Here is a 22,176-nt window from a genome sequence, read left to right on the forward strand (position 1 = left end):
GGGGTGGTGGGTTCGTGGCGGGCCCCACCCCGGGGGGGGGGGCGGCCGGGCCCCCCCCCCCCCCCGCCGCCGGATGATGCTGGTGGAACGACTGCCCTAGTGGGCGACCGGGCAACCGCCGGTCTTGTAGTCGACCTGGTACTCCTTGATGCCGTTGAGCCAGCCGGAGCGCAGCCGGCGGGTGTCGCCGGCCTCGACGATGTCCGGCAGGAAGTCGGCGATCGCGTTGAAGATCAGGTCGATCTCCATCCGGGCCAGGTTGGCGCCGAGGCAGTAGTGGGCGCCGGTACCGCCGAACGACAGGTGCGGGTTCGGGTCGCGCAGGATGTCGAACTTCTCCGGGTTCTCGAACACGTCCTCGTCGAAGTTCGCCGACACGTAGCTCATCACCACGCGCTGGCCCTTCTTGATCGCCACGCCACCGATCTCGGTGTCCTCGAGCGCCGTACGCTGGAAGGCAGCGACCGGGGTGGCCCAGCGGATGATCTCGTCGGCCGTGGTCTTCGGCCGCTCCTTCTTGTACAGCTCCCACTGCTCGGGGTTGTCCATGAAGGCCTTCATGCCGTGCGTGGTGGCGTTGCGGGTGGTCTCGTTGCCGGCCACCGCGAGCACGATCACGAAGAAGCCGAACTCCTCCGGGCTGAGCACGTCGCCGTCGACGTCCGCCTCGATGAGGGTGGTGACGAGGTCGTCGGCCGGGTTCTGCTTGCGGGCCTCGGCCATCTGGTACGCGTAGCCGAGGATCTCCATCGACGCGGCCGCCGGATCGATGTCCGCGAACTCGGGGTCGTCGTACGAGGTCATCTGGTTGGACCACTCGAAGACCTTGCCGCGGTCCTCCTGCGGCACGCCGATCAGTTCCGCGATGGCCTGCAGCGGCAGCTCCGCCGCAACCTGGGTGACGAAGTCGCCGCTGCCCTCCGCGGCGGCGGCCTTGACGATGGCCTCGGCGCGGTCCCGCAGCTCTTCCTTGATCCCGTTGATCGCGCGGGGGGTGAAGCCGCGGGAGACCAGCTTGCGCAGCTTGGTGTGCTCCGGCGCGTCCTTGTTCAGGAGCACGAAGCGCTGGAGTTCGATCTGCTCACGCTGCATGTCGTCGGCGAAGCGCGGGATGGCGGTGTTCTCCCAAGTGGAGAAGACGTCGCTGCGCTGCGAGACGTCCCGGATGTCCTCGTGCCGGGTGACCAGCCAGTAGCCACCGTCGTTGAACCCGCCGACGCCGTCGGGCTGCTCGACCCAGTACACCGGCTCGGCCTTGCGGACCTCGGCGAGTTCCTCCACCGGAAGCCGGTGTGCGTAGATGTCGGGGTCCGTAAAGTCGAATCCCGCGGGAATGTTGGGCTGTGCCACTGTTGTCTCCTGCCCCCGCGATCGATGTCGCAAGTGATCTGTAACACGTTCTATAAACATTGAATCACAGGCCCTCCGTATAGGGAAGAACCGTGGGCACAGTCCTTGCTCCTGAGGTGAACCTGTTCTACTTTTCAAGGTACAAACGGAAAGGAGCCCGCCGTGGGCACACCAGTAATCGTCGAGGCAGTTCGCACCCCCATCGGCAAGCGCGGCGGCTGGCTGTCCGGGCTGCACGCCGCGGAGACCCTCGGGGCCGTTCAGGTCGGGCTGCTCGAGCGCGCCGGCGTCGATCCCGCCCTCGTCGAGCAGGTGATCGGCGGCTGCGTCACGCAGGCGGGTGCGCAGTCCAACAACGTCACCCGCACGGCGTGGCTCGCGGCCGGGCTCCCGTGGCAGGTCGGCGCCACCACCATCGACTGCCAGTGCGGATCGGCGCAGCAGGCCAACCACCTGATCGCCGGCCTCATCGCCACCGGCGCCATCGACATGGGCGTCGCCTGTGGCGTCGAGCAGATGAGCCAGGTCCCGCTCGGCGCGAACGTCGGCACCGAGGCCGGCCCGCGCCGCCCCGCGTCGTGGGACATCGACATGCCCGCCCAGTTCGAGGCCGCCGAGCGGATCGCGAAGCGCCGCGGCATCACCCGTGAGGACATCGAGGCGCTCGGCGTCCGGTCGCAGGCACTGGCCAAGCAGGCCTGGGCCGAGGGCCGCTTCGACCGCGAGGTGCTTCCCGTGACGGCGCCCGTCATCGGCGAGGACAAGCTGCCCACCGACGAGACCACCGTCATCTCCCGGGACCAGGGCCTGCGCGACACCACCGCGGAGTCCCTCGCCAAGCTCAAGCCGGTCATCGAGGGCGGCATCCACACCGCGGGCACCTCGTCGCAGATCTCCGACGGCGCCGCCGCCGTGCTGCTGATGGACTCCGACCGCGCGATCGCGCTCGGCCTCAAGCCCCGCGCGCGGATCGTCTCGCAGGTGCTCGTCGGCGCCGAGCCCGAGTTCCACCTCGACGGCCCCGTCCAGGCGACCGCCAAGGTCCTGGAGAAGGCCGGCATGAAGATCGGCGACCTCGACCTGTTCGAGGTCAACGAAGCCTTCGCCTCCGTGGCACTGTCCTGGGCCCAGGTGCACGGACCGGACATGGACAAGGTGAACGTCAACGGCGGCGCGCTGGCGCTCGGCCACCCGGTCGGCAGCACCGGCTCGCGACTGATCACCACCGCCCTGCACGAGCTCGAGCGTCGCGACGGCTCGACCGCCCTGATCTCGATGTGCGCGGGCGGCGCGCTGGCCACCGGCACCATCATCGAGCGGATCTGACGCCACGATGAAGCGCCCACCGCTGCTCGACACGAAGTTCACCCGGGTCGTCATCAAATGGATGTCGAAGTCGAACGTGATCGCGTACCGGGCAACCGGTGGGCGCCTCGGCGGCAAATGGCGGGTCGGCAGTGCCGCGCGCAGCGGCCTGCCGATCTGCCTGCTCACCACCACCGGACGCAAGAGCGGCGAGCCGCGGGTGAGCCCGCTGCTGTTCCTCGAGGACGGCGACCGGGTCGTACTGGTCGCCTCCCAGGGCGGCCAGCCCAAGAACCCAATGTGGTACCTGAACCTGAAGGCCGACCCCAACGTCACCGTCCAGATCCGTTCCGACGTGCGCCATCTGGTTGCGAAGGTCGCGGACGACGCCGAGCACGCGGAGCTGTGGCCCAAGCTGGTCGCGATGTACCCCGAGTTCGACGACTACCAGTCCTGGACCGATCGGACGATTCCCGTCGTCGTGTGCGCATAGCAATTGCCTGTCCGTTGACAGACAATGCGATGAGAGCGTCCGCCGCCCACCAGGCAGGCGCGCGCTCCGCTGTTGTACACCAACGGATAGGGAGATTTCGTCATGACGGCTGGCCCCCAAGATCAGATCCTGGACCGACGTGAGCTCGCCGCGGCGCTGCTGAAGGCGCTCGACATGCGGCACGAGGTCCTCGACGCCATCGTCGACAGTGACGACCACGAGTCCGCCGTGCGCACCGTCAGCGGGTTGCTCGAGACGAGCGCAGCCAACGCCAACGTGGTGCTCGGCCTGCAGCTCGGCAGGTTGACCAGGATCGAACGCGACCGGCTCAGCAACGAGGTGCGAAACCTGGACGCGACGCTCAAGTGGCTGCCGGAACAGCGACCGTTCGCGACCGGCGCAGGGGTTCGACTGCGGCCGTTCAGCACCAGCGACACCGACACCGAGCTGTTCCGACTGCGGTCGGCCGAGCAGCTCGACGAGAACGGTGCGCCGTGGCCGACCGATCGGGTGGAGTCCGAGCGCACGGCCGGACTGAATCGGGTCGACGACGAGAGCGCGGCGTGGTTCGTCTGCGAGGACGTGAGCGGCGACCGGCCCCAGAGCGTCGGCCTCGTTTTCGGCGAGCTGACCGGTCAGGAAGTGGACATCGCGGTGTGGATCGCACCGCAGTCACGCAAGCACGGATACGGCACCGCTGCGCTCAAGCAGTCGCGCAGCGAGCTGGCCGCCTACTTCCCCGGGACCGTCGTCGTCGTCCGGACCCCCGCCGGCGCATAGCGCAGTGGTGCGGTTGCGGAGGGCCTGCCCTCCGTAACCGCACCACTGCGCGAAGCGCTTTACGCGCCGTAGACGGGAGTGGGCGTCTCGGCCTTCTCCAGCAGGTCCGCGACGACGGGACCGAGCTCCTTGGGATCCCAGCGGTCACCCTTGTCCTGGGAGGGTCCGTGGCGCCAGCCCTCGGCGACCGTGATCTTGCCGCCCTCGACCTCGAACACCCGGCCGCTGACGGCCTTCGACTCGGTCGAACCCAGCCACACGACCAGCGGGGAGATGTTCTCCGGCGCCATCGCGTCGAAGCCCTCCTCCGGCGCGGCCATCGCCTCGGCCATCGCGCCGCCGGCGCCGACGGTCATGCGCGTGCGGGCCGCGGGAGCGATCGCGTTCACCGAGACGCCGTAGTTCTTCAGCTCGGCGGCGGCCTGGATGGTCATCTCGGCGATACCGGCCTTGGCGGCCGCGTAGTTGCCCTGGCCGATGGAGCCCTGCAGGCCCGCGCCCGAGCTGGTGTTGATGATGCGCGCGTCCACCGGACGTCCGGCCTTGGACTCGGCGCGCCAGTACGCGGCGGCGTGCCGCAGCGGCGCGAAGTGACCCTTGAGGTGCACGCGGATCACCGCGTCCCACTCCTCCTCGGCCATCCCGACGAGCATGCGGTCGCGCAGGAAGCCCGCGTTGTTGACCAGCACGTCGAGGCCGCCGAAGTTGTCGATGGCCGTCTTGATCAGGTTCTGGGCGCCGTCCCAGTCGGCGACGTCGTCGCCGTTCACGACCGCCTGGCCGCCGGCGGCGATGATCTCCGCGACGACCTGCTCGCCGGGGCTCTCACCCGTCGCCGATCCGTCTCCGCCGACACCGATGTCGTTGACGACGACCTTCGCACCCTCGGCCGCGAAAGCCAGCGCGTGCGCCCGCCCGATGCCGCGGCCCGCGCCCGTCACGATGACGACGCGACCGTCTACCAGTCCGCTCACTTGTTCTCCTTAACTTGCTGCATTGTTCGAAGTTTCCGCGTCCGCCGCAGCCAGGAAGGCCGGGCGTTCACCGCCACCGTGCACGGTCAGGGTCGAACCGCTGACGTACGACGCCAGCGGGGACGCGAGGAAGATCGCACTGTTTCCGATGTCCTCGGGCCGGGCCATCCTGCCCAGCGGGACCGTTTCGCCGACCGCGGCGATGCCCTCGGGGCCGCCGTAGTGCAGGTGCGACTGCTCGGTCTCGACGAGGCCGACGACGATCGAGTTGACCCGGACCTTCGGCGCCCACTCCACCGCGAGGCTCGTCGACAGGCTGTCGATGCCCGCCTTGGCGGCACCGTACGCCGCCGTGCCCGGTGAGGGCCTGCTGCCGCTGACGCTCGAGACCATCACGATCGAGCCGCCGCCGTCCTGCTTCTGCATCACGGCATTCGCCACCTGCGAGATGAGCAGCGGCGCGAGCAGATTCAGCTCCACGATCTTCGAGTGGAAGCGCGGGCTCGCGTCGGCAGCGAGCGCGTAGGGCGCGCCGCCCGCGTTGTTGACGACGGTGTCGAGCCGGCCGTGCGTCGCGACGATCTGCTCGATCATCGACTGCACCTGCTCGGGATCGCGGACGTCACACGCGATGAACTCGACCGCTCGTCCGTCGACCTCGATCGGCTCGTCCGCGGGCCGCCGCGCGCAGGTGATCACCGTGGCGCCGGCGGCCAGGAAGGCGCGGCTGATACCCGCACCGATGCCACGTACGCCGCCGGTGACGAGTACGACGTTGCCGTCCAGACCTAGCTCCACCAGTACCTCCGCTGCCTGAAGATTCCCCGCGCGTCAGGGATTCTCTGCGGGTCGAGGGACCGCCCGTCCACATCGAACGAACTCCGGCTCGACCCGCAGGTGTGCTAACTTACCAAGCAATCGCTTGGTTTGGCGACCTACCTAAGGAAACACGATGGGAATCACCTCAAAATCCGACGGGTCCGGCATCACCACGGTCACCGTCGACTACCCCCCTGTGAACGCCATCCCCTCGAAGGGGTGGTTCGAACTGGCTGACGCCATCCGCGAGGCCGGCAAGGATCAGAGCACCCACGTGGTGATCCTGCGAGCCGAGGGCCGCGGCTTCAACGCCGGCGTCGACATCAAGGAAATGCAGGCCACCGAGGGTCACGGCGCGTTGATCGACGCCAACCGCGGCTGCGCTGCGGCCTTCTCCGCGGTCTACGACTGCGAGGTTCCCGTCGTGGTCGCCGTCAACGGCTTCTGCGTCGGCGGCGGCATCGGCCTGGTCGGCAACGCGGACGTCATCGTCGCGTCCGACGACGCGATCTTCGGTCTGCCCGAGGTCGACCGCGGCGCACTCGGTGCGGCCACGCACCTCGCGCGCCTGGTCCCCCAGCACATGATGCGCACGCTGTACTACACGGCGAAGAACGTCGACGCCCAGACCCTCAAGCACTTCGGTTCCGTGTACGACGTGGTCCCGCGCGCCGAACTCGACGCCTGCGCACTGAAGATCGCCGGCGAGATCGCCGCCAAGGACACCCGGGTCATCCGGCGCGCCAAGGAAGCCATCAACCGCATCGACGTGATGGACGTACACACCAGCTACCGGATCGAGCAGGGCTTCACGTTCGAGCTCAACCTCGCCGGCGTCGCCGACGAGCACCGCGACGAGTTCGTCGCCACCGGCAAGCCGCGCGCGAACAAGTAGGGAGTGAACTGAGAATGGCTGACAAGAGGAAGTCGCTCGACGAGATCGTCGGCGAACTGCGCAGCGGCATGACCATCGGCCTCGGCGGCTGGGGATCGCGCCGCAAGCCGATGGCGTTCGTCCGCGCGATCCTGCGCTCGGACGTCAAGGACCTGACCGTCGTCACCTACGGCGGACCCGACCTGGGCCTGCTGTGCTCGGCGGGCAAGGTCAAGAAGGCCTACTACGGATTCGTGTCGCTGGACTCGGCGCCGTTCTACGACCCGTGGTTCGCCAAGGCCCGCACCTCCGGCGAGCTCGTCGCCCGCGAGATGGACGAGGGCATGGTCAAGTGCGGCCTCGAGGCCGCCGCCGCACGCCTGCCGTTCCTGCCGATCCGCGCCGGCCTCGGCTCGGACGTGCAGAACTTCTGGGGCGACGAGCTCAAGACCGTCACCTCCCCCTACGCCGACGAGTCCGGCAAGCCCGAGACCCTGATCGCGATGCCGGCGCTGAACCTGGACGCCGCGTTCGTGCACCTGAACATCGGCGACGCCCGCGGCAACGCCGGATACCAGGGCGTCGACCCCTACTTCGACGACCTGTACCTGATGGCCGCCGAGAGGCGTTACCTCTCGGTCGAGAAGGTCGTCGAGACCGAGCAGCTGGTCAAGGAGGTGCCGCTGCAGCAGCTGATCGTCAATCGGATGATGGTCGACGCCGTGGTCGAGGCCCCGAACGGCGCACACTTCACCCTCGCCGGCGAGTCCTACGGCCGGGACGAGAAGTTCCAGCGGCACTACGCCGAGGCCGCCAAGACCCCCGAGTCCTGGCAGGCCTTCGTGGACCGCTTCCTGTCCGGTTCCGAGGACGACTACCAGGCCGCCGTCAAGAAGTTCGCAGAGGAGCAGCAGGCATGACCGCCACCGAGACCGTAACTCGCGCCGAGTACTGCGCGATCGCCTGCGCCGACCTGTTCGCCGGCGCCGGCGAGATCATGGCCAGCCCGATGTCGACGATGTCGCAGCTCGGCGCCCGCCTGGCCCGGCTCACCACCGAGCCGGACCTGCTGATCACCGACGGCGAGGCGCTGATCCTTGCCGACACCCCGGCCGTCGGCAAGACCGGTCCGGTCGAGGGTTGGATGCCGTTCCGCAAGGTGTTCGACGTCGTCGCCTCCGGTCGCCGCCACGTCGTCATGGGCGCCAACCAGATCGACAAGTACGGCAACCAGAACCTGTCCGCCTTCGGTCCGCTGCAGCAGCCGAGCCGGCAGATGTTCGGTGTCCGCGGAGCCCCGGGCAACACGATCAACCACGCCACCAGCTACTGGGTCGGCAAGCACACCTCGCGCGTCTTCTGCGACCAGGTCGACGTCGTCTCGGGCGTGGGCTACGACAAGGTCGATCCGGAGAACCCGGCCTACAAGTACCTGGGCGTGTACCGCGTCGTCACCAACCTGGGCGTCTTCGACTTCGGTGGGCCGGGCCGCACCTTCCGCGCGCTGACCCTGCACCCGGGCGTCACCGCCGACGAGGTCGCGGAGAACACCTCCTTCGAGGTCGCCGGTCTCGCCGAGGCGGGTGTCACCCGCGAGCCGACCGCCGAGGAGCTGCGCATCATCCGCGAGGTGCTCGACCCGAAGAGCTTCCGCGACCGCGAGGTCTCAGCGTGAGCGCGCAGGTTCTCCGCACGCCGCTGACCGAACTGGTCGGCATCGAGCACCCGATCGTGCAGACCGGCATGGGCTGGGTCTCGGGCCCGCGCCTGACCGCGGCCACCTGCAACGCGGGTGGCCTGGGCATCCTCGCCTCGGCGACGATGACCTACGACGAGCTCGAGGCGGCGATCAAGAAGACCAAGCAGCTCACCGACAAGCCGTTCGGCGTCAACATGCGCGCCGACGCGTCGGACGCCGGGCAGCGGTGCGACCTGCTGATCCGTGAGGGCGTCAAGGTCGCCTCGTTCGCGCTGGCGCCGAAGAAGGACCTGATCGCCAAGCTCAAGGACAACGGCATCGTCGTGGTCCCCTCGATCGGTGCCGCCAAGCACGCGGTCAAGGTAGCCTCCTGGGGCGCGGACGCGGTGGTCGTGCAGGGCGGCGAGGGCGGCGGGCACACCGGCGGCGTCGCGACGACGCTGCTGCTGCCCTCGGTCCTGGACGCGGTCGACATCCCGGTGATCGCCGGCGGCGGCTTCTTCGACGGGCGCGGACTGGCGGCAGCACTGTCGTACGGTGCGGCCGGTGTCGCGATGGGCACCCGCTTCCTGCTCACCAGCGACTCCGCGGTGCCGGACTCGGTCAAGCAGGAGTACCTCAAGCGCGGCCTGCAGGACACCACGGTGTCCGTCAAGGTCGACGGCATGCCGCACCGGGTGCTCAACACCGACCTGGTCAACAGCCTCGAGAAGTCCAGCTACGCAAAGGGACTCGTCGCCGCGACGAAGAACGCCCTGAAGTTCAAGGCCATGACGGGCATGAAGTGGTCGACGCTGGCCAAGGACGGCCTGGCGATGAAGAAGTCCGGCGACCGGACCTGGCAGCAGATCATCATGGCCGCCAACACCCCGATGCTGCTCAAGGCCGGACTGGTCGAGGGCAACACCGAGGCGGGCGTGCTGGCGTCGGGTCAGGTGGTCGGCATGATCGACGACCTGCCCAGCTGCCAGGAACTGATCGACCGGATCATGGCCGACGCCGTGAAGCGGATCGACGCCCTCGGGGCCTTCAAGGCCTGAGCGCACACTCCCACGTGATGAGGGGAGCCTTCGACCGGTCCAACTGGTCGGAGGCTCCCCTCACCCGTTTGCGGCGGCGGCCGCGATGCGGGCGCGTACCTCCGGACGGCGCAGCGGTGGGACGGTCTGCGGGGGCTGCCTGCGCGGAGGGAGCGCCGCCAGCAGCTCGGCGGTGGTCGCGGTGACCTCCTCGACCGCCTTCTCGAAGGCCTCCCGGTTGGCGTCGGAGAGCTTCTGGATCCCGCTCACCTTCCGAACGTACTGACGCGCTGCGGCCTCGATCTCCTCCGCCGTGGCGGCCGGCTCGAGTCCGCGCAGCTCGGTGATGTTTCGGCACATGCCCCGACCCTAGCGCCTCGTGCTCGAAGTCCCTTGATGGTTGCCGGGGATCCACGTGGATGCATCGGAAGGCGGAGGAGTCCCAGGTAGCGGTGTTCTACCTGGGACTTCGACAACGCAGCGAGGCGCCGCGTTGGCCCCGGCAACCGCGAGAAGACTTCGGGCGCGGGGCGCTAACCCCGGATCGTCGGCGGCGGCGAGGGCCGACCGACAACCAGATCGGTGTAGGGCGCCAGCGCCCCCGCCAGGGTGCGCAGGCACAGCTCGCGCAGCTCGGCGGCCGGGACCGCGGGGTGATCGAGCCAGTCGAGGCAGGTGGCCCGGACGAAGGCGAGCCAGCCGTGCACCGCAATCGCGGCGACCTCCAGTTCGGACGGGTCGAGGTCGATCGCGTCGAGGATCCGGCGCTGCTGGGTGTCGATCTCACGCTCGACGATGGCGCGGATGCCGGGGTCGGCGGACAGCGCACCCTGGTTGACCGCCCGGATTCCGTGACCGTTCGCCGCGAAGTGGTCGAGGTAGGCATCGAGTCCCGCCGTCACCTGGTCGCGGACCGGAAGGTCGGGGTCGGGCCTCGTCGCCTCGACCAGCGCGTCCGCCGCCCGCTGCACGATCGCCGCGAAGAAGTCCCGCTTGTTCGGGAAGTAGTGGTACATCAGCCCGCGCGAGACCCCGGCGAGTTCCGCGACCTCTTCTATCCACACCTCGTCGTACGGGCGCTCCGCGAAGAGGCGGGCACCGATGTCGAGCAGCTGCATCCGGCGCTGCTCGGGGGCCAGGCGGCGACGTGGTTCCGACATCGTGAGCCCAGACTACTTGACACGAGTTCAGTAAGGGGTACGTTGCCTTACTAGACACGAGTTCAGTACTGGGGAGGCTGACGTGAGCGTGGACCTGCTTCCGACCGGCCGGCTCGCGATTCCGCATCCGCGCCGGCGACTGCCCGTCCTTGGCGACGTGATCGGCGTCAATCCGCGCACGCCCGTGCAGGATTCGATGCGCTACGCGGCCGAACTCGGGCCGATCTTCGAGCGGAAGGTTCTCGGCACCCGATTCGTCATCGTCTCGGACCCCGACATCGTCGCCGAGCTCGGCGACGAGACGCGGTTCCGCAAACACCTCGCCCCGGCTGTCGCGGCGCTGCGCGGCATCGCGGGCGACGGACTGTTCACCGCGTACAGCGAGGAACCGAACTGGCGGCGCGGACACGAACTGTTGATGCCCGCATTCACCAAGAGCGCGATGCGGTCGTACCACGAGACGATGGTCGACGTCGCGGGCGAACTGACGCGGCACTGGGATCGCCGACTCGAACCGACTGCGCGGGTGGATGTCTCGTCCGACATGACCAAGCTGACGCTCGAGACGATCGGCCGCACCGGCTTCAGCTACTCGTTCGACTCGTTCGAGCGCGACCGGCCCCACCCGTTCGTCGAGACCATGGTCCGCGCCCTCTCCCACGCCCAGCTGATGACCTCCCCCGTCGGCCGACTCCCCCTGGCCCGCCGAAAGTCTCGTCACGAGGCGGACGTCGCCTACCTCGCCGAGGTCGTCGACGAGGTTATCCGGTCCCGCTGGGACAGCATCGAGAGCGCGCCCGAGGACCTGCTCGAACTGATGCTGCGCGCCGAGCGTGAGAACAGCCCGAATCGTGTCGACGAACTCAACATTCGGCACCAGGTCATCACCTTCCTCGTCGCCGGCCACGAAACCACGTCCGGGGCACTGTCGTTCGCGCTCTACTACCTCTCACGTCATCCCGAGGTCCTGGCCCGGGCGCAGGCCGAGGTGGACGCGGTGTGGGGCCGTGAGCGCGACCACCGGCCGTCCTACGAGCAGATCGCGAAACTGCGGTACGTCCGCAGGATCCTCGACGAGTCACTCCGGCTGTGGCCGACCGCGCCCGCCTACGCGCGGGAAGCCGTTCACGACACGACACTGCTCGGCAGGCACCGGATGCGGGCGGGCGACTGGATGCTCGTGCTGATCCCGGCTCTGCACCGAAACCCGGTGTGGGGATCCGATCCGGACCGCTTCGACCCCGACCGCTTCCTCTCCGAGCGCGTCCGGACCCGACCGGCCCACGTCTACAAGCCGTTCGGTACCGGCGAGCGTGCCTGCATTGGACGCCAATTCGCTTTGCACGAGGCCGTTCTCGTGCTCGGCACCGTGCTCCATCGCTACGACATCACCGGCGATCCGAACTACCGGTTGCGCGTTCAGGAGCGACTGACGCTGATGCCGACACGATTCGACGTCACGCTCACCCGCAGACACTGAGACAACCGGAACCGGACCGAAGAGCCTCGGACGAGCCGGGCCTCCACCCCGCTCCGGTAATGTCCGCCCTTGTGAAGGCGTCCCACGAGCATTCCGTCGAGGCCAGCGGCCCCGGCCGACCCCGCGACCCGCAGGTAGACCTGGCGGTCATGCAGGCGACGGTGGATCTACTCGTCGAGGCCGGGTACCAGAAGACCACCATCCAGGCGATCGCCCGTCGCGCACAGGTCAGCGCGCCGGCGATCTACCGCCGCTGGGCCACCCGCGAGATGATCATCGAGGACGCGATCTTCGGCCTCCAAAGTGGCGAGGTCCCGCTGCCACCCGCCACCGACGACCTGCGCGCCGACCTGCTGGCGTGGATCCACAAGTTCCTCGCCCGTACCGCCCACCCCGCCGCCCGCTCGGCGATCCCGGGTCTGCTCTCGGCGTACCACCACCACGACGGGGTGCACGAGCGCGTCGTGCAGCGCGCCGAGAAACCGGTGCGCACGGTACTGGTCGCGCGCATCCTCCAGGCCGTCCCGTCCCCCGGCCCGCACGCCGAGACCACCGCCGAGACGGTGTTCGACATTCTGGTGTCCAGCACCATGATCCGGGGCCTGGCGCACGGCTACGAGGACGCCGACGCGTGGTGCGAGCGCCTCGCCGACGCGCTCTACGCACTGATCGGCACGCTCCAGTAGCCGCTCGGGCACAGCCCCGTCGTCGCCCACCAGTTTGCCACCTCGTGCGGCATGATGGTGTGACGTAGGCATCAAAGGCTGGAGGCCCATGGGCCAACCGTCCTCGCAGGAGACACTCGAGCCGCGGCGCCCGGTCCGCTTCTGCACGGCGCCGACCGGCGCGCGGATCGCATACACCTGCATGGGACGGGGGAAAGCCCTGCTGGTTCCCGCGGCGTGGATCAGCCATCTGGAACTGCTGTGGCAGGACCCGGCCTACCGCGCCTTCTTCGCTCCACTGTCGGCGGTCCGCACGGTAGTGCAGTACGACCGGCCCGGCTGCGGGCTTTCCGACCCCTGGCCGGGGGCGCAGGGACTGGACACCGATGTGGCGGTGCTTCACGGCCTTGCCGATCACCTGGACCTGGACCGCTTCGATCTGCTGGGCATCTCCCTGGGCGCGCCGGTGTCGGTCGCCGTCGCGGCCCGGTTCCCACAGCGGGTCGACCGGCTGATCCTGTACGGCGGTTACGCCGACGGCGCGCACATCGCCGCGCCGGAGGTCCGCACCGCCATGCTGGGCATGATCCGGGCGCACTGGGGGTTGGGGTCGGAGCTGCTGGCGGACATCTTCCTGCCGGACGGCAGTACCGCGACCAAGGCGCTCTTCGCCCGCCTGCAGCGGGAGGCGGCATCGCCGCACCTCGCCGTCGACCTGCTCGCGCAGTGCTACGAGATCGACGTGACCGATCTACTCGCCCGGGTCGCCGCCCCGACGCTGGTGGTGCACCGGCGCGGAGACCGGGCCATCCCCTACCGTGCGGGCCGGGAGCTGGCCGCGCGGATCCCCGGCGCGCGGCTGATCTCACTGCCCGGCAACAGCCATTTCCCGTACGTGGGCGAGGCCGCGGCCATCGTCCGGGCGATCCTGGAATTCCTCCGGAGCGGTCCCGCCACGCCCCCGACGGAACGGCCAGCCCCGCCCGCGGGCGAGTTGACCCCGCGACAGCTGCAGGTGGCCGCACTCGTCGCCGATGGCATGACCAACCGGCAGATCGCCCAGCGGCTGGGCATCGAGGAGCGCTCTGCCGAGGGACACCTGGAGCGCATCCGCCTCCGGCTCGGCGTCACGTCCCGCGCCCAGGTCGCCGCCTGGTGGGGCCGGCGAATCTCGCCCAGCTCGGGAACCGACGTCGAGGTACCGGATTGAGGTACCGGCTGGGGTGATTCCCGCCTATCCACCGCTACGCCCCTCCGCCAGGCTTGTCGTCACCTCGACCGTGAACCCGGAAAGGAGCGCCAGCGATGGACGCCAGCCACGATGTGTTGTCCCGCGAGCCCGAGGAGTCTGCGCCGATCACGCCAGGAGCAGTTCGGCACCATCCCCTCCGCGGGCCGTTCAACGCCCTGTTCTTCACCGCGCTCGACCGGTACCTGGATCACCTGCTGCAGCCGCACAAACGGTCCCTGTTCGACAACCTTCCCGGCACCGTCGTCGAGCTGGGGCCCGGTGTGGGGGCGAACCTGCGCTATCTCCGCGCGGGCACCCGGCTGATCGCCGTCGAGCCGAACCCGGCCATGCGCGATCGCCTGCGCGCGCGTGCCGCCCGCGCCCGAATCGATGTGGAACTGCACGCCACCGGCGCCGAACGGCTCGATCTGCCCGACGCGTCGGTCGACGCGGTGATATCCAGCCTCGTGCTCTGCACCGTGCCCGACCCCGCCGCCGTCCTCACCGAGGTCCACCGCGTCCTGCGTCCCGGGGGGCGATACGCCTTCCTGGAACACGTCGCCGCCCCGGACGGCACGGCCCTGCGCCGCCTGCAGCGGGCCGCGCGGCGGCCATGGAGTTGGACCTTCGAAGGCTGCTCCTGCGAGCGGGACCTGCGGGCAGTCGTCGAGGCTGCCGGATTCGCCGAGACGACCGTCGAGGCCTACCGGCTGCGCTCGCCCTTCCTGCCGGCCAACACCCAGATCGCAGGCGTCGCCCGCAAACACAGCTGACGGAACCCTGGACAGACGTCGAAGCCCTCCCGATCGACGATCGGGAGGGCTTCGACAGCGGCCGGGACTAGTCCTGGATGCGCTCGATGATCGTGACGTTCGCGGTGCCGCCACCCTCGCAGATGGTGAGCAGGCCGTAGCGGCCGCCGGTGCGCTCGAGCTCGTTGAGCAGGGTGGCCATCAGCTTGGTGCCGGTGGCGCCGAGCGGGTGGCCGAGCGCGATCGCGCCGCCGTTGACGTTGACCTTGGCCGGGTCGGCGCCGATCTCCTTGATCCAGGCGAGCACGACGGGCGCGAAGGCCTCGTTGATCTCGATCAGATCGATGTCGTCGATGGTCAGGCCGGTCTTGGCGAGCGCGTGCTGGGTGGCCGGGATCGGGGCGCTGAGCATGAAGATCGGGTCGTCGCCACGGGCGCTCATGTGGTGGATCCGGGCGCGGGGCTTCAGACCGTGCTTGGCGACGGCCTCCTCCGAGGCGAGCAGCAGCGCGCTGGCGCCGTCGGAGATCTGGCTGGCGACGGCGGCGGTCAGGCGTCCACCCTCGACCAGGACGTTGAGGCCGGCCATCTTCTCGAGGCTGGTCTCACGCGGGCCCTCGTCGGTGGTGACGTCACCGAACGGGACGATCTCCTTCTCGAAGCGTCCCTCGGCGATCGCGGACTTGGCGCGCTCGTGGCTCTGCAGGGCCCACTTCTCGAGCTCCTCGCGGCTGATGTCCCACTTCTCGGCGATCATCTCGGCACCGCGGAACTGCGAGACCTCCTCGTTGCCGTAGCGCTCGGTCCAGCCCTTGGACTCGGCGGTAGGGGTGGAGAAGCCGTACTGGTCGCCGACGATCATGGCGGCCGAGATCGGGATCTGGCTCATGTTCTGGACGCCGCCGGCGATGATCAGGTCGGCGGTGCCGGAGAGGATCGCCTGCGCACCGAACTGGATGGCCTGCTGGCTCGAACCGCACTGACGGTCCACGGTCACGCCCGGCACGTGCTGCGGCAGGCCCGCGGCCAGCCACGACAGGCGCGCGATGTTGCCGGCCTGGCCGCCGATGGCGTCGACACAGCCGAAGATGACGTCGTCGACGTCCGACGGGTCGATGCCGGTCCGCTCGACGACGGCCTTGATGACGTGCGCGCCGAGGTCGATCGGGTGGACGGGGGCCAGGCCACCGTTCTTCTTGCCGATCGGGGTGCGGATGGCGTCGACGATGTATGCCTCGGGCATGGGATAACTCCTACGGTTCGGATCGAGACTTAGGAAGCCGGTCGTGACTGGGGGCTGGCGAGCCCGTCGAGCACGATCGCCAGGTACTGCTTGGCAACGGTCTCGGCGGTCATCGGTCCGCCCGGCCGATACCAGCGGACCGCCACCCACACGGTGTCACGCATGAAGCGGTAGACCAGTTCGACGTCGATGTCGGGACGGAAGCTGCCGTCCTCGATGCCGGACTCGAGCACCGAGACCCACAGGCCGCGGAACTCCCGATTACGCTCGGTGATGTAGTCGAACCGCTCGCTGCCGACGAGGTGCTTGGCCTCGTCCTGGTAGATCGCCACCGCGGCGTGCGACTGGTCGATGGAGTCGAACGACGCGACGACCAGCGACTCGAGGGTTGCGCGGGCACTGAGCCCGGCGTCCACGATTGCGCGGTAGCGGCCGAACAGGTCGTCGAGGAAGCCCTTGAGGATCTCGTCGACCATCGACTCCTTCGAGTCGAAGTGGTGGTAGAGACTGCCGGAGAGGATTCCAGCGGCATCGGCGATGTCGCGGACGGTAGTCGCGCGCATCCCACGGTCGGCGAACAGCGAGGCCGCCAACTCGAGCAGTTCGGCTCGACGGCCGGACTTGTTGGCGGACTCTTCGGCGGCACGAGGCGGAGGGGTCACAACGACAGGATATCAACCAAGCGCTTGTTAGGGTATCGGCATGCCCCTCCAATCTCCCTGCGCAGTCGTCACCGGCGGTTCCGGTGGCATCGGTATCGAGATCTCCCGGCGTCTCGCCGCCGACGGACTGCCCGTCGCGATCACGTACCACTCCAACGCCGCACGCGCCGACGCCCTGGTCGCTGAGCTCACCGCCGCCGGCGGACGCGCCCGCGCGGACCGGGTGGACCTCGCCGACACCGGGCAGGTCGCCGGCTGGGCGCAGGCGCTGACCGCCGAGTTCGGACAGCCCGCGGTACTGGTGCACGCGGCCGGGCCGCACATCCCGATGGTGCACCTGTCGAAGGTCTCGCCCGACACCTTCTCCGCACATCTCGGCGCCGAGGCCGCCGCGTTCTTCACGCTCGTGCACGGCTTCCTGCCCGCACTTCGGGAGACGCGCGGCTCGGTGGTCGCGGTGACCACCGCCGCCACCGACCGGTTCCCGGTCCGCGACGGACTGTCGTCGGGCACCAAGGGCGCCGTCGAGGCGCTGGTCCGGGCGTTCGCCGCCGAGGAGGGCCGCTTCGGCGTCCGCTTCAACTCCGTCGGACCCGGCATGCTGACCGACGGCATGGCCGAGCGACTGATGGGCAACGCGGACCTCGACGAGCGCGCACAGGCGGTCGCGATGAGCAGGATCCCGCTGCAGCGCTTCGGCTCCGCGGCGGACGTCGCCGAGGCCGTCTGCTTCCTGGCAAGCGAGAAGGCCGGCTTCGTCACCGGACAGAAACTGAACGTCGACGGCGGCTACACGGTCTAGGCGGCTTCGCCGCCCGTGCGCGGTCAACGAGTGTCAGGACTCGTCGGCCGCGCACAGGCGCGACACGGGTTTTCGTCGCGCCTGATCCATCCCTCGCGGCGCAGGACCTGCTCGACGTCCCCGGCTACCAGGCACGGCGTCCCCGCGACCTCCTCGTAGCCGAACACCAGCCGTGGCCGATCGGCCAGTTCGGCGGCGTTGTCGCGGCGACGGTCCCGGAACGCCACCTCGCGCATGGAGTGCGACCGGCGCCCGTCGAGGCGCACGATCAGCGGGACACCGTGTTCGGTGTAGTCACAGTCCTCCCAGAGCGTCCGACCGTCGACCACCACCGGCCCCTGCCTGCGGGCCACGGGAAGTCCGTGGGCCTGTTCCACATCGATCGCGAAGCGGTACTCGAGCATCGACTGGACCCCCTCGGACAGCAGCCGGACGGCAGCCTCGAGCGCTTTCCGGTAGCGCCGCGGGGTCCGCTCGTGCATCCGCCGCCGGATGTCGTCCAACCGGATACGAGCGTTCGTGACGGTGCCGATCAGGCTGACGTATGCCTCGTGCGCCGAGGGCTCGGCGATGGCTACGTCGAGCGCGGTGTCCGCGCGGGTCGTGCGCGGGGGCAGGAGGTCGGCGGCGCCGATGTGGCGTTGCGCGCGCGACCGGTGCACCACCACCCCGGGGTGCAGGACACTCCCCCGGGCGGGTACCACGTGGTCGCCGCGGAGCGCGTGTCCGACCGCTGTCGCGGGTTGACCGATCGCGGAGACACCGTAGGGAACCGTGATGTGGACGGGACCGGCCTCGTCCACCGGGGCCATCCCCCACAGCTCCGCGGCCGTCCGGTGACTGATCATCGCCGCTGCGCCTCCGTAGAGCAGCCCCGCTTCGAGGATCGCGTCTCGACTCAGCGCACCCGAGGTGATCGCGTAGACCCCGTGCAGCACCCGCTGCCAGCGCCCGGTTTCGAGGCGTTGACGCGTTCTCGACGGCGGGAATCCCAGGGCGTGCAGTTGCGCCGCGGTGACGATTCCGCACTGGCGGTCGACGAGGGCCTGTAGCGCTGCGGGCGAAAACGTTGCGGGCATGCCGACGACACTCGCGTCGGGCACCGACCGGATCGACGAAAGCGGGGCGGGTTATCCACAGGCGCTACACACCTTTGCGTGGTTGACGAGTGCCAGGACTCGTCAACCACGCACAGGCGGCGGAGCCGCCTAGGCGCGCTGGCTGGAGATGGAGACGATCTCGCCGGTGAGGTAGGTGGTGTAGTCGCTCGCGAGCATCGCGATGGTCGCGGCGATCTCCCACACCTCGGCGGCGCGGCCGAAGGCCTCGGCCCCGGCCAGCTGGTCCAGCAGTTCCTCGCTGGTGACCTTCGACAGGAACGCGTGCTTCGCGATGGACGGCGCGACCGCGTTGATCCGGACGCCGTACTCGGCCGCCTCGATCGCCGAGCAGCGGGTCAGCGCCATGACGCCTGCCTTGGCCGCGGCGTAGTGCGACTGCGAGTGCTGCGCACGCCAGCCGAGCACCGACGCGTTGTTCACCAGGACGCCGTTGTGGTCGACGGACTTGAAGTACCGCAGCGCCGCACGGGTGGCACGGAAGGTGCTGGTCAGCGTGACGTCGACGACGCGGTCCCACTGCTCGTCGGTCATGTCGACGATCGGGGTCTCGCCGCCGAGGCCGGCGTTGTTGACCAGGACGTCGATGCGGCCGAGCTTCTCCGCGGCGCCGGCGATGAGCGCGTCGACCTGTTCGGTGCTCGAGACGTCACACACGAACGACTCGATCTGCTGGCCGCCGAACTCGGCGGCGAGCTTCTCGACGGTCTCCCCGAGGCGACGCTCGTGGAAGTCCGAGACCAGGACGTCGGCGCCCTCGAGCAGCGCGCGGCGGGCGGTGGCGAAGCCGATGCCCGTGCCGGCGGCGGCCGTCACGACGACCTTCTTTCCCTTGAGCAGGTTGTGGCCCTCGATCTCCGCGGGGGCGACGGCGAGCGGGGACTTGATGGTGGCGGTCACGGGCGTGCCTCTCGGGGAAGGCCGAGCACGCGCTCGGCGATGATGTTGCGCTGGATCTCGTTGGATCCGCCGTAGATGGTGTCGGCGCGCGTGAACAGCCACAGACGCTGCAGATCGTTCAGTTCCTCGCCGGGCTCGGTGTTCTCGACGCCCACGAGCGAGGCGGCACCCTGGACCTCCATGGCGAGTTCGCCGAGCCCGCGGTGCCAGTTGGCCCACAGCAGCTTCGCGACCGACGCCTCGCCACCGTTGGAGCTCGCGTCGACGCTGGCGAGCGTGCGCAGCGCGTGGGCCCGAATGACCTGCAGGCTCATCCAGGCGCGGGAGATCTTGTTGCGGATCGCCGGGTCCTGCGCCGCCCCGTTGCGCTCGGCCAACTCGACGATGGACTCGAGCTCACGGGCGAAGCCGATCTGCTGGCCGAGGGTCGAGACGCCGCGCTCGAAGGTGAGCGTGCCCATCGCGGTGGCCCAACCGTTGCCCTCGCCGCCGACGACGAGGTCCGCGTCGGTGCGGGCGTTGTCGAAGAACACCTCGTTGAACTCCGAGGTGCCGGTCAGCTGGATGATCGGGCGGACCTCGATGCCCTGCTGATTCATGGGAACCAGGAGGTAGGACAGGCCCTTGTGGCGCGACGACCCCGGCTCGGTGCGCGCGACGACGAAGCACCAGTCGGCCAGGTGCGCTAGGGACGTCCAGACCTTCTGGCCGTTCACGACCCACTGGTCGCCCTCGATACGCGCGGTGGTCGACACGTTCGCGAGGTCGGAACCGGCGCCTGGCTCGGAGTAGCCCTGGCACCACAGTTCGGTGACGGTCTTGATTCCCGGCAGGAAGCGCTGCTTCTGCTCCTCGGTGCCGAACGCGATGAGCGTCGGGCCCAGCAGTTCCTCACCGATGTGGCTCACGCGTGCCGGTGCGTTCGCACGCGCGTACTCCTGATGGAAGATGATCTGCTGGCTCAGCGTCGCCTCGCGTCCGCCGTACTCCTTCGGCCACCCGAGGCAGGTCCAGCCGGCGGCGGCCAGGTGGCGATCCCACTCCAGGCGTTCCTCGAACGCCTCGTGTTCACGCCCCGGCCCGCCCAGGCCCTTCAGCTCGGCAAACTTCCCGGAGAGGTTCTCTTCGAGCCATTCGCGTACTTCTTTGGCGAATGCCGCGTCGGCGGCCTCGCTCTCACCCTGGCTAACGTCCACAGCGATACGGTACCCTACCAAGCACTTGCTTTGTATAGAGGTTCCGCCTCGTTGAGGAGAGATTGTGAGCACGAATGTGACCACCGGGCCCCGGACCACCCCGGCCGCGCTGTGGCGCGCCGCTGAACAATTCGGGTCGAACGAGGCCGTTGCAGACGGATCCGAGCGCATTACCTACACCGAGTTGCTCGACCGCGTGCGCACCGCCGCGCGGGCGCTGATGGCCAAGGGCGTCCAGGCCGGCGACCGTATCGCAATCTGGGCGCCGAACACCTACCACTGGGTCGAGGCGTTCCTCGCGGCCCAGTACGCCGGTGCGACGCTGGTTCCGATCAGCACCCGCTACACCGGCCACGAGGCCCTCGACATCCTCCAGCGCACCAAGGCGAAGGTCCTGGTCGTGCCGGATCGTTTCCTCAAGGCCGATCGCCTCGCGGACGTCCTCAAGGCGGCGGGCGAGAGCGGAATCCCGGCACTCGAGCTCGTGGTGCGCACCCCGTCCGACGATCCGACCTCGGGCGCCCCCACGACGGAATTCCCGGGTGGCGAGATCCTCGAGTGGGATCAGATCCCCGAGGCCGCCGAACCCGTCTCGGTGGAAGAGGCCGACGTCCGCGCTCACGCCGTCTCCCCCGACGACGTCGCAGACATCCTGTTCACGTCCGGCACCACCGGCAAGAGCAAGGGCGTCATGACCGCGCACCGCCAGACCGTCGGGATCGCCGACGCGTGGGCCGACTGCGCCGAGGTCGACGACAAGGACCGCTACCTCGTCATCAACCCGTTCTTCCACACCTTCGGCTACAAGGCCGGAATCATGGTGTGCATCCTGCGCGGCGCGACGATCGTGCCTGCCGCGGTGTTCGACGTCCCCACGATCATGACGATGATCGCCGACGAGAAGATCAGCGTGCTTCCGGGCGCCCCCACGATCCACCAGACGATCCTCGACTTCCCGACCCGCGGCGACTACAACCTGTCGAGCCTGCGCGTCGCGATCACCGGCGCGGCCGCTGTCCCGGTCGTGCTCGTGGAGCGCATGCAGGCCGAACTGGGCTACGACGCCGTCATCACCGCTTACGGCCAGACCGAAGCGGTCGTGGTGACCATGTGCCGAACCGACGACGATCCGGTCACCGTGTCGACGTCGTCCGGCCGCGCGATCCCCGGCATGGAGGTCAAGATCGGCGAGCAGGGCGAGATCCTGGTCCGCGGCGAGAACATCATGCTCGGCTACCTCGACGACCCCGAGTCGACGCGGAAGACGATCGACGAGGACGGCTGGCTGCACACCGGGGACGTCGGAGTCCTGGACGATCGCGGCTACCTCGACATCACCGACCGGCTCAAGGACATGTTCATCTCGAACGGCTTCAACGTGTATCCGGCCGAGGTCGAGAACACCCTGGCACGCATCGACTCCGTCGCCGAGGCCGCCGTCATCGGCATTCCCGACGAGCGGGCCGGCGAGGTCGGGCGCGCCTACGTGGTCGTCAAGCCCGGCGCCACCCTGACGGCCGACGAGGTCATCGCGTTTTGCAAGGAGCGCCTGGCGGGCTTCAAGATTCCGCGCGAGGTTCACATCATCGACGGTCTGCCGCGCAACCCGTCCGGCAAGGTGCTCAAGAACGACCTCCGCCAGGGGAAGGCATGA

The 22,176-nt window shown here is 69.1% G+C and carries 23 protein-coding genes; 13 read left to right on the top strand and 10 right to left on the bottom strand.

Features of this window, described 5'->3' with window-relative positions:
• Window positions 1-96 precede the first annotated feature (96 nt).
• Complete coding sequence (locus tag ACFVH2_RS17015; RefSeq protein ID WP_378428691.1) at window positions 97-1,350, bottom strand: cytochrome P450; 1,254 nt, start codon at window positions 1,348-1,350, stop codon at window positions 97-99.
• Window positions 1,351-1,512: 162 nt separating this feature from the next.
• Here ACFVH2_RS17015 and ACFVH2_RS17020 point away from each other — a divergent pair, with 162 nt between their 5' ends.
• The 3 genes from ACFVH2_RS17020 to ACFVH2_RS17030 all read left to right on the top strand — a co-directional run bounded on the left by ACFVH2_RS17020 (window position 1,513) and on the right by ACFVH2_RS17030 (window position 3,928).
• Window positions 1,513-2,676: a steroid 3-ketoacyl-CoA thiolase gene (locus tag ACFVH2_RS17020; protein WP_378428689.1), complete on the top strand. Its 1,164-nt coding sequence runs from the start codon at window positions 1,513-1,515 to the stop codon at window positions 2,674-2,676.
• 7 nt (window positions 2,677-2,683) lie between these two features.
• Entirely contained in the window at window positions 2,684-3,148 is a 465-nt protein-coding gene (locus tag ACFVH2_RS17025; RefSeq protein WP_378428687.1) for a nitroreductase family deazaflavin-dependent oxidoreductase, read from the top strand.
• A gap of 102 nt (window positions 3,149-3,250) precedes the next feature.
• Window positions 3,251-3,928, top strand: coding sequence for a GNAT family N-acetyltransferase (locus ACFVH2_RS17030; RefSeq protein WP_378428685.1), 678 nt, complete (start codon window positions 3,251-3,253; stop codon window positions 3,926-3,928).
• 59 nt (window positions 3,929-3,987) lie between these two features.
• Here ACFVH2_RS17030 and ACFVH2_RS17035 read toward each other — a convergent pair whose 3' ends face one another.
• Window positions 3,988-4,902: an SDR family oxidoreductase gene (locus tag ACFVH2_RS17035; RefSeq protein ID WP_378423587.1), complete on the bottom strand. Its 915-nt coding sequence runs from the start codon at window positions 4,900-4,902 to the stop codon at window positions 3,988-3,990.
• A gap of 9 nt (window positions 4,903-4,911) precedes the next feature.
• Window positions 4,912-5,700 (bottom strand): SDR family oxidoreductase, encoded by a 789-nt coding sequence (locus ACFVH2_RS17040; RefSeq protein ID WP_378423585.1) that lies wholly within the window; start codon window positions 5,698-5,700, stop codon window positions 4,912-4,914.
• Between the two features lie 154 nt (window positions 5,701-5,854).
• Here ACFVH2_RS17040 and echA20 point away from each other — a divergent pair, with 154 nt between their 5' ends.
• The 4 genes from echA20 to ACFVH2_RS17060 are packed head-to-tail and all read left to right on the top strand — an operon-like array spanning window position 5,855 to window position 9,334.
• The gene (gene echA20, locus ACFVH2_RS17045; protein WP_378423584.1) at window positions 5,855-6,616 is read left to right on the top strand and encodes a (7aS)-7a-methyl-1,5-dioxo-2,3,5,6,7,7a-hexahydro-1H-indene-carboxyl-CoA hydrolase; all 762 of its coding nucleotides are present in this window, start codon (window positions 5,855-5,857) and stop codon (window positions 6,614-6,616) included.
• A gap of 14 nt (window positions 6,617-6,630) precedes the next feature.
• The gene (ipdA, locus tag ACFVH2_RS17050) at window positions 6,631-7,515 is read left to right on the top strand and encodes a cholesterol ring-cleaving hydrolase subunit IpdA (protein ID WP_378423582.1); all 885 of its coding nucleotides are present in this window, start codon (window positions 6,631-6,633) and stop codon (window positions 7,513-7,515) included.
• The gene (locus tag ACFVH2_RS17055) at window positions 7,512-8,270 is read left to right on the top strand and encodes a CoA-transferase subunit beta (protein ID WP_378423581.1); all 759 of its coding nucleotides are present in this window, start codon (window positions 7,512-7,514) and stop codon (window positions 8,268-8,270) included. The genes ipdA and ACFVH2_RS17055 overlap by 4 nt, the downstream gene beginning before the upstream one ends.
• On the top strand, window positions 8,267-9,334 hold the full coding sequence (locus ACFVH2_RS17060) for an NAD(P)H-dependent flavin oxidoreductase (protein ID WP_378423579.1): 1,068 nt from the start codon (window positions 8,267-8,269) through the stop codon (window positions 9,332-9,334). Before ACFVH2_RS17055 ends, ACFVH2_RS17060 begins: the two co-directional genes overlap by 4 nt.
• Window positions 9,335-9,394: 60 nt before the next feature.
• Here the strand turns inward: ACFVH2_RS17060 and ACFVH2_RS17065 are convergent, their stop codons facing one another.
• Together ACFVH2_RS17065 and ACFVH2_RS17070 are read right to left on the bottom strand one after the other, a co-directional pair.
• Window positions 9,395-9,673 carry a DUF2277 domain-containing protein gene (locus tag ACFVH2_RS17065; protein ID WP_378423577.1) on the bottom strand — a complete coding sequence of 93 codons (279 nt, stop codon included), beginning with the start codon at window positions 9,671-9,673 and terminating at the stop codon, window positions 9,395-9,397.
• A 173-nt stretch (window positions 9,674-9,846) separates the two neighbouring features.
• Window positions 9,847-10,473 (bottom strand): TetR/AcrR family transcriptional regulator, encoded by a 627-nt coding sequence (locus ACFVH2_RS17070; protein WP_378423576.1) that lies wholly within the window; start codon window positions 10,471-10,473, stop codon window positions 9,847-9,849.
• Between the two features lie 82 nt (window positions 10,474-10,555).
• Between ACFVH2_RS17070 and ACFVH2_RS17075 the strand changes: the two genes are divergently transcribed.
• The 4 genes from ACFVH2_RS17075 to ACFVH2_RS17090 all read left to right on the top strand — a co-directional run bounded on the left by ACFVH2_RS17075 (window position 10,556) and on the right by ACFVH2_RS17090 (window position 14,622).
• The gene (locus ACFVH2_RS17075; protein WP_378423574.1) at window positions 10,556-11,953 is read left to right on the top strand and encodes a cytochrome P450; all 1,398 of its coding nucleotides are present in this window, start codon (window positions 10,556-10,558) and stop codon (window positions 11,951-11,953) included.
• A gap of 59 nt (window positions 11,954-12,012) precedes the next feature.
• Window positions 12,013-12,639 carry a TetR/AcrR family transcriptional regulator gene (locus ACFVH2_RS17080; protein ID WP_378423572.1) on the top strand — a complete coding sequence of 209 codons (627 nt, stop codon included), beginning with the start codon at window positions 12,013-12,015 and terminating at the stop codon, window positions 12,637-12,639.
• Between the two features lie 88 nt (window positions 12,640-12,727).
• Window positions 12,728-13,828, top strand: coding sequence for an alpha/beta fold hydrolase (locus ACFVH2_RS17085; protein ID WP_378423570.1), 1,101 nt, complete (start codon window positions 12,728-12,730; stop codon window positions 13,826-13,828).
• 95 nt (window positions 13,829-13,923) lie between these two features.
• Window positions 13,924-14,622 carry a methyltransferase domain-containing protein gene (locus ACFVH2_RS17090; RefSeq protein ID WP_378423568.1) on the top strand — a complete coding sequence of 233 codons (699 nt, stop codon included), beginning with the start codon at window positions 13,924-13,926 and terminating at the stop codon, window positions 14,620-14,622.
• Window positions 14,623-14,689: 67 nt separating this feature from the next.
• Here ACFVH2_RS17090 and ACFVH2_RS17095 read toward each other — a convergent pair whose 3' ends face one another.
• Window positions 14,690-15,844 carry an acetyl-CoA C-acetyltransferase gene (locus ACFVH2_RS17095; RefSeq protein ID WP_378423566.1) on the bottom strand — a complete coding sequence of 385 codons (1,155 nt, stop codon included), beginning with the start codon at window positions 15,842-15,844 and terminating at the stop codon, window positions 14,690-14,692.
• Window positions 15,845-15,873: 29 nt separating this feature from the next.
• Window positions 15,874-16,506: a TetR/AcrR family transcriptional regulator gene (locus ACFVH2_RS17100; protein ID WP_378423564.1), complete on the bottom strand. Its 633-nt coding sequence runs from the start codon at window positions 16,504-16,506 to the stop codon at window positions 15,874-15,876.
• Window positions 16,507-16,546: 40 nt separating this feature from the next.
• Here ACFVH2_RS17100 and ACFVH2_RS17105 point away from each other — a divergent pair, with 40 nt between their 5' ends.
• Window positions 16,547-17,308, top strand: a complete 762-nt coding sequence (locus ACFVH2_RS17105) for an SDR family NAD(P)-dependent oxidoreductase (RefSeq protein ID WP_378423562.1) — start codon at window positions 16,547-16,549, stop codon at window positions 17,306-17,308.
• Window positions 17,309-17,331: 23 nt separating this feature from the next.
• Here ACFVH2_RS17105 and ACFVH2_RS17110 read toward each other — a convergent pair whose 3' ends face one another.
• From ACFVH2_RS17110 to ACFVH2_RS17120, 3 genes are all read right to left on the bottom strand, one after another.
• Window positions 17,332-18,387, bottom strand: a complete 1,056-nt coding sequence (locus ACFVH2_RS17110; protein ID WP_378423560.1) for a type IV toxin-antitoxin system AbiEi family antitoxin domain-containing protein — start codon at window positions 18,385-18,387, stop codon at window positions 17,332-17,334.
• Between the two features lie 129 nt (window positions 18,388-18,516).
• Window positions 18,517-19,326 carry an SDR family oxidoreductase gene (locus ACFVH2_RS17115; protein ID WP_378423558.1) on the bottom strand — a complete coding sequence of 270 codons (810 nt, stop codon included), beginning with the start codon at window positions 19,324-19,326 and terminating at the stop codon, window positions 18,517-18,519.
• Window positions 19,323-20,522 carry an acyl-CoA dehydrogenase family protein gene (locus ACFVH2_RS17120; protein WP_378423557.1) on the bottom strand — a complete coding sequence of 400 codons (1,200 nt, stop codon included), beginning with the start codon at window positions 20,520-20,522 and terminating at the stop codon, window positions 19,323-19,325. The genes ACFVH2_RS17115 and ACFVH2_RS17120 overlap by 4 nt, the downstream gene beginning before the upstream one ends.
• 76 nt (window positions 20,523-20,598) lie before the next feature.
• On the opposite strand from ACFVH2_RS17120, the gene ACFVH2_RS17125 reads away from it, so the two are divergent.
• Window positions 20,599-22,176 (top strand): FadD3 family acyl-CoA ligase, encoded by a 1,578-nt coding sequence (locus ACFVH2_RS17125; protein WP_378423621.1) that lies wholly within the window; start codon window positions 20,599-20,601, stop codon window positions 22,174-22,176.

The sequence above is a fragment of the Rhodococcus sp. NPDC127527 genome (assembly GCF_042672245.1).
Classification (GTDB): Bacteria; Actinomycetota; Actinomycetes; order Mycobacteriales; family Mycobacteriaceae; genus Rhodococcus_G.

Bases quoted from the DNA above. Each gene is read 5' to 3' on its own strand.
- ACFVH2_RS17065 (WP_378423577.1), bottom strand. From the start codon at position 9,673: ATGTGCCGAAACATCACCGAGCTGCGCGGACTCGAGCCGGCCGCCACG.
- ACFVH2_RS17105 (WP_378423562.1), top strand. From the start codon at position 16,547: ATGCCCCTCCAATCTCCCTGCGCAGTCGTCACCGGCGGTTCCGGTGGC.
- ACFVH2_RS17055 (WP_378423581.1), top strand. From the start codon at position 7,512: ATGACCGCCACCGAGACCGTAACTCGCGCCGAGTACTGCGCGATCGCC.
- ACFVH2_RS17030 (WP_378428685.1), top strand. From the start codon at position 3,251: ATGACGGCTGGCCCCCAAGATCAGATCCTGGACCGACGTGAGCTCGCC.
- ACFVH2_RS17025 (WP_378428687.1), top strand. From the start codon at position 2,684: ATGAAGCGCCCACCGCTGCTCGACACGAAGTTCACCCGGGTCGTCATC.
- ACFVH2_RS17085 (WP_378423570.1), top strand. From the start codon at position 12,728: ATGGGCCAACCGTCCTCGCAGGAGACACTCGAGCCGCGGCGCCCGGTC.
- ACFVH2_RS17080 (WP_378423572.1), top strand. From the start codon at position 12,013: ATGTCCGCCCTTGTGAAGGCGTCCCACGAGCATTCCGTCGAGGCCAGC.
- ACFVH2_RS17090 (WP_378423568.1), top strand. From the start codon at position 13,924: ATGGACGCCAGCCACGATGTGTTGTCCCGCGAGCCCGAGGAGTCTGCG.
- ACFVH2_RS17095 (WP_378423566.1), bottom strand. From the start codon at position 15,844: ATGCCCGAGGCATACATCGTCGACGCCATCCGCACCCCGATCGGCAAG.
- ipdA (WP_378423582.1), top strand. From the start codon at position 6,631: ATGGCTGACAAGAGGAAGTCGCTCGACGAGATCGTCGGCGAACTGCGC.
- ACFVH2_RS17110 (WP_378423560.1), bottom strand. From the start codon at position 18,387: ATGCCCGCAACGTTTTCGCCCGCAGCGCTACAGGCCCTCGTCGACCGC.
- echA20 (WP_378423584.1), top strand. From the start codon at position 5,855: ATGGGAATCACCTCAAAATCCGACGGGTCCGGCATCACCACGGTCACC.
- ACFVH2_RS17070 (WP_378423576.1), bottom strand. From the start codon at position 10,473: ATGTCGGAACCACGTCGCCGCCTGGCCCCCGAGCAGCGCCGGATGCAG.